A 5,239-nucleotide genomic window follows, 5' to 3' on the forward strand; every position below is an offset into this window, starting at 1 on the left:
CAGACGCTCGGCCTGACCGATGAGCGAGCGGCCGAGGAACCCCTTGGCGATCCAGCCCACGATGATGGTGAAGATGAGGAAGACGATGACCCCCACGCCGCGCGTGGGGAAATTGGCCTCGGGGCCGATGTAATAGGCGACCAGCTGGTCGGGCCGCCAGGCATAGGGGATCACCGGCAGGATCCAGCTGTCGATCCAGCCCACCACCGTATAGATAAGGTAGATGGTCAGGCCGATGGGCAGCACGACGACAAGCCCGGTCAGCAGGCTGGCGCGCAGACTGGCCAGCAGGCCGGGGCGTTTGGGGCTGGGTTCGGTCATCGGTTTTCCCTGTTTTGCCCGATCTAGCCATGCAGCCCCGACGCCGCAACGCCGGGGCCACGATTTTTCGACGAAAAATCGCGGTCAGGCCCTTTGACGGGCGATTTCTCCGGCAATTGCCGCGGCGAGGCGCGCATTGTTCAGCACCAGCTCGATGTTGCTGGCGAGGGATTTGCCCCCCGTCAGCTCGAAAATCCGGTCCAGCAGGAAGGGTGTCACCTGCTTGGCGGCAATGCCCTGGGCCTCGGCCTCGGCCAGTGCCTGTTCGACCACCGGCATGATTTCGGCCAGCGGGATCTCCGCCGCCAGCGGGATCGGATTGGCCACCAATTGCCCGCCCTTGAGGCCGAGGGTCTGCCGCATCAGATGGGCGGCGGCGATCTGGGCCGCCTCATCCATCCGCAGCGGCGCCTTCATCCCGGACGACCGCGACCAGAAGGCCGGAAACTCGTCCTGCCCGTAGGCGATGACCGGAACGCCTTGGGTTTCCAGCACTTCCAGCGTTTTGGGCAGATCGAGAATGGCCTTGGCCCCCGCCGCCACCACGGTGACGGGCGAGATGCCCAGTTCGACCAGATCGGCGGAAATGTCGAACGAGGTCTCGGCTCCGCGATGCACGCCGCCGATGCCGCCGGTGGCAAAGACCGAAATCCCCGCCATGGCGGCGCAGATCATGGTGGCGGCCACCGTGGTCGCCCCCACCGCGCCAAGCGCCACACAGGCGGGCAGATCGGCGCGGCTCAGCTTCATCGCATGCGGCGTCTGGCCCAGCTGATCCAGCGCGGCATCGCCGAGGCCGATATGGATGCGCCCGCCCATCACGGCGATGGTCGCAGGCACAGCGCCGCCCTTGCGCACCTCTGCCTCCACCGCGCGCGCGGCTTCCACATTCTGCGGAAAGGGCATGCCATGGGTGATGATGGTGGATTCCAGCGCCACGACAGGGCGGCCAGCCGCCAGCGCGTCGCGGACCTCGGCGGTGAATTCAAGCGGTAGCGTCACGATCCGATTTCTCCTGAAACATAGATGGCAGCGGCGCGCAGCGCGGCGGCCAGCGCCGCCTCGCGCCCTTCGCCGCGCCGTTCGGCGACGATATGCGCCGCCATGAACGTATCCCCCGCGCCGGTGATCCGGGTGACCAGCACCGGCGGTGGGCTGTCGGTGATGACGCCACGCCCGGCGGTCCCCTCGGCGCAAGCCGCGCCGCCATGGGTGACCAGCACCCGATGCGCCCCGCGCGCCAGCATACCCTCGGCGGCCTCGGCAGCCGTGGCAAATTCGGCGGCGCAGATCAGCCGGGCTTCCTCAAGGTTCACATAAAGCGTGGCGCCGGGATGGGCGAGCAGCGGCAGCAGGCGTTCAGCCTTGCCGGGGCTGGCCGGGGCCACCCGCAGATCGGCCCTGGCAAACAAGGGCGAGGCCGCGATTTCGGCCAGAAGCGCCTCGGTCAGGTTGCCATCCAGCGCGATCAACCCGGCCCAGGGCGCGGCGGCGCTGCCCAGCCGCCCATCGGCCAGCGGGCGCAGGATCTTGTCCCCCGCCGCCTCCAGCGAATGCGCATCGGCGATGGCGGCAATCAGCCCGTTCGCGCCCTCGACCGCCATGTAGCGGTCGGTCGGCAAATCCTCGCTGCGATAGATCGCGCCGACCTCCATCCCCATGCGGGCACAGGCAGCGACCAGCTCGTCGCCCTCCGCATCGCGCCCGATGGCGGTCAGCAGCCCCGGCTGCAAGCCGAAGCGGCGCAAGGTCATGGCGATGTTCATCGCCACGCCGCCGGGCAGGCGGGTGATCCGCCCCGGCACGTCCGAGCCAAGCCGCATCACCACGGGCGAGCGGCCGATGATGTCCCACAGCACGGAACCGATGCAAAGAATATCCGGTGTCATGCCCCGCTTGTCGCCCGATCCGCGCGCCCGTGCAATCCCCCGCGCGACGCCCCCTTTCATCTTGGCCCAAATATCCATTCGCCATCGGCCCCCCTTGACCGCCCCCCACCCCATAGGCGAAACCGGCCCCATGGTTCCCTTCGACAAACTCGACCAGATCACCCGGCGCTTTGAGTTTCTGGAGGCGCGGCTTTCGGCTGGCGCCCCCCCGGCCGAGATCGCCGCCCTGTCGCGCGAATATTCCGAGCTGAAACCCGTGGTGACCCAGATTGCCGCCTATCGCCAGTCGCTTGACGATCTGGCCGAGGCGGAAGCGATGCTGGCCGACCTCGAGATGCGCGCGCTGGCCGAGGAAGAACTGCCGCGGCTGAAGGCCGCCATTCCCGAACAGGAACAGGCGCTGCGGCTGGCGCTTTTGCCGAAAGACGCCGCCGATGCCCGCCCCGCGATCCTCGAAATCCGCCCCGGCACTGGGGGCGAGGAGGCCAGCCTGTTCGCCGGCGATCTGGCCCGCATGTATCAGCGCCATGCCGAGCGCATGGGCTGGCGCTTTGAGATTCTGGAACAGCAGCTTTCCGATCTGGGCGGCATCAAGGAATTCACCGCCCATGTGCAGGGCGAGGGGGTCTTTGCCCGGCTGAAATACGAGGCGGGCACCCACCGCGTGCAGCGCGTGCCGGAAACCGAGGCGGGCGGGCGCATCCATACCTCTGCCGCCACCGTGGCCGTGCTGCCCGAGGCCGAGGAGGTCGATCTCGACATCCCCGCCGCCGACATCCGCATCGACACGATGCGCGCCAGCGGGGCAGGCGGCCAGCATGTGAACACCACCGACTCGGCGGTGCGGATCACCCATATTCCCACGGGCATCATCGTCACCAGCTCCGAGAAATCGCAGCATCGCAACCGCGAGATCGCCATGCAGGTGCTGCGCGCGCGCCTGTTCGAGATCGAGCGCGACCGCGCCGCACAGGCCCGTGCGGCAGATCGCAAGGCGCAGGTCGGCTCGGGCGACCGCAGCGAGCGCATCCGCACCTATAACTTCCCGCAAGGCCGGATGACCGATCATCGCATCAACCTGACGCTTTACGCGCTGCCGCAGATCATGGAAGGCGATCTTGCCGCCATCATCGACGCGCTGACCGCCCATGATCAGGCAGCACGACTGGCGGAGATGGAGGCATGACCGGCCCAAATCCGATCACGGGCCAAAGCCTGTTCCGCGATGGCGTGGCCCGGCTTGCCGCCGCAGGCCTGCCCGATCCCGCCCGGGATGTGCGCCTTTTGCTGGCCCATGCGCTTGGGCAACCTGCCGACCGGCTGATGATCCTTCTGCATGATCCGGTCCCGACCGAGGCCCAAAGCGCCTTCGACGCCCTGCTGGTCGCCCGCATCGCGGGCCGCCCGGTCAGCCAGATTCTGGGCCGCCGCCAGTTCTGGGGCCGCAATTTCCGCGTCACCGCCGATGTGCTGGACCCGCGCCCCGAAACCGAGGCGCTGGTGGCCGAAGCCCTGGCTCAGCCCTTCACACGGCTGCTCGATCTCGGCACCGGGTCGGGCGCCATTGCCGTCACGCTGCTGGCCGAATGCCGCCAAGCCACCGGCCTTGCCACCGACCTCTCGCCCGAGGCCCTGACGGTGGCGCGCGGCAATGCAGCCACCTTTGGCGTCGAAACCCGGCTGAGCTTTGCACAAGGCAGCTGGTTCGCCGCCGTCCCGGGCCAGTTCGACCTGATCGTCTCGAACCCGCCCTATATCACCGCCACCGAGATGGCCGAACTGGACCCCGGCGTGCTGGAGTGGGAGCCGCATCTGGCGCTGTCGCCCGGCGGCGACGGGCTTGATGCCTATCGCGCCATCGCGGCAGGCGCGCTTGCCCATCTGGCCCCCGCCGGTCGGCTGCTGGTCGAGATCGGCCCCAAGCAGGGGACGGATGTGGCGGCCCTCTTCACAGCCGCCGGCCTGCAAGCCTTGCGCATCCTGCCGGATTTCGATGGCCGCGACCGGGTTGTTTGTGCGCAGGCGCCGGGCTGAGGCGCAACAGCCACGGATTTTCGCCGAAAATCCGCAACCCGCGCACAGAATCCGCTTGTCAGCACGCCCCTGCATCATTACTCCGGTTTCAGGTGGACGGGCTGATCTGAGCCCCCGCCGATCAGCCCAAACAGATTTTCGCCGGTTGAGGATGTACCTCGCAAGGCGGCTGCTGGCCTCCCGGCCCTTTACCGGATCAAAGGACAAGATGAGATCCTCCAAGTCCCGCTCGCGTTCCAAGTCGAACCGCCCGCGTTCCATCGGCAATATCGTCAACCGCGTCTTCGACAGCTCCGGCCCCGAGGGCAAGGTGCGCGGCACGCCGCAGCAGATCATCGAGAAATACCTGATCCTCGCCCGCGATGCCCAATTGTCGAATGACCGGGTTGCCGCCGAAAACTTCCTGCAACATGCCGAGCATTACACCCGCATGCTGGGCGAGGCGCAGCGCGAGCTGGCCGCCGAGCAGGAAGCCCGCCAGCAGCAGTTCGGCCAGAACAACGGCGGCCATAACGGCCAGCACCGCGACCGGGGCGACCAGCCGCGTGGCGATTATCGCGAGCCGCGCGATCAGGCCGATTTCGGCAGCGGCGAGCAGCCCGATTTCGCCGAGCCGATGGGCTTTGTCTCCGAAGAGGACAGCCCGCTGGTGGAAACCCCGGAAGCCCGCCCGCGCGACCAACAGCGCCGCGACATGCCCCGGGACGGCAACCGCGAAACCAGTCGCGACCAGAGCCGTGACGGCCACCGCGAGCAAAACCGCGATGGCAACCGGGATCAGAACCGCGACCAGAACCGCAATCGCCAGCGCGACCGTGACCCGAACCGCGAGGGCGGCAATCGTGACACTCCGCGCGACCAGAACCGTGATCAGAACCGGGAACGCCGCGAGTTTCGCGAGCCGCGCCCGCCGCGCCCCGATCAACGGTCCGAGCCGCGCTCTGAGCAGCGCCCCGAACAGCGTGCCGACCAACGCCGCGAACCCGAGGCCGCTG

The 5,239-nt window shown here is 68.1% G+C and carries 4 protein-coding genes and 2 pseudogenes; 3 read left to right on the top strand and 3 right to left on the bottom strand.

Annotated elements, in window-relative coordinates; all coding sequences use genetic code 11:
* From JNN06_RS14380 to JNN06_RS14390, 3 genes and pseudogenes are all read right to left on the bottom strand, one after another.
* A pseudogene (locus JNN06_RS14380) lies at nucleotides 1–321 on the bottom strand (hypothetical protein); the annotation flags it as partial.
* A gap of 84 nt (nucleotides 322–405) precedes the next feature.
* A complete protein-coding gene (locus JNN06_RS14385) occupies nucleotides 406–1,323 on the bottom strand; it encodes a pseudouridine-5'-phosphate glycosidase (protein WP_291240286.1) in 918 nt (305 codons plus the stop codon).
* On the bottom strand, nucleotides 1,320–2,210 hold the full coding sequence (locus JNN06_RS14390) for a PfkB family carbohydrate kinase (RefSeq protein ID WP_291240290.1): 891 nt from the start codon (nucleotides 2,208–2,210) through the stop codon (nucleotides 1,320–1,322). The genes JNN06_RS14385 and JNN06_RS14390 overlap by 4 nt, the downstream gene beginning before the upstream one ends.
* A 130-nt stretch (nucleotides 2,211–2,340) precedes the next feature.
* Between JNN06_RS14390 and prfA the strand changes: the two genes are divergently transcribed.
* The 3 genes and pseudogenes from prfA (at nucleotide 2,341) to JNN06_RS14405 (ending at nucleotide 5,090) form a co-directional block, all read left to right on the top strand.
* Entirely contained in the window at nucleotides 2,341–3,396 is a 1,056-nt protein-coding gene (gene prfA, locus JNN06_RS14395; RefSeq protein ID WP_291240287.1) for a peptide chain release factor 1, read from the top strand.
* Nucleotides 3,393–4,244 carry a peptide chain release factor N(5)-glutamine methyltransferase gene (gene prmC, locus JNN06_RS14400; protein WP_291240288.1) on the top strand — a complete coding sequence of 284 codons (852 nt, stop codon included), beginning with the start codon at nucleotides 3,393–3,395 and terminating at the stop codon, nucleotides 4,242–4,244. Before prfA ends, prmC begins: the two co-directional genes overlap by 4 nt.
* A 208-nt stretch (nucleotides 4,245–4,452) precedes the next feature.
* Nucleotides 4,453–5,090, top strand: a pseudogene (locus tag JNN06_RS14405) (DUF4167 domain-containing protein).
* The last annotated feature ends 149 nt before the right edge of the window (nucleotides 5,091–5,239 follow it).

The sequence above is a fragment of the Gemmobacter sp. genome, from assembly GCF_016792925.1.
In the GTDB taxonomy this organism is placed as follows: domain Bacteria; phylum Pseudomonadota; class Alphaproteobacteria; order Rhodobacterales; family Rhodobacteraceae; genus Gemmobacter.

Coding starts and splice junctions, on each gene's coding strand:
- JNN06_RS14390 (WP_291240290.1), bottom strand. CDS start 2,210: ATGACACCGGATATTCTTTGCATCGGTTCCGTGCTGTGGGACATCATC.
- prfA (WP_291240287.1), top strand. CDS start 2,341: ATGGTTCCCTTCGACAAACTCGACCAGATCACCCGGCGCTTTGAGTTT.
- prmC (WP_291240288.1), top strand. CDS start 3,393: ATGACCGGCCCAAATCCGATCACGGGCCAAAGCCTGTTCCGCGATGGC.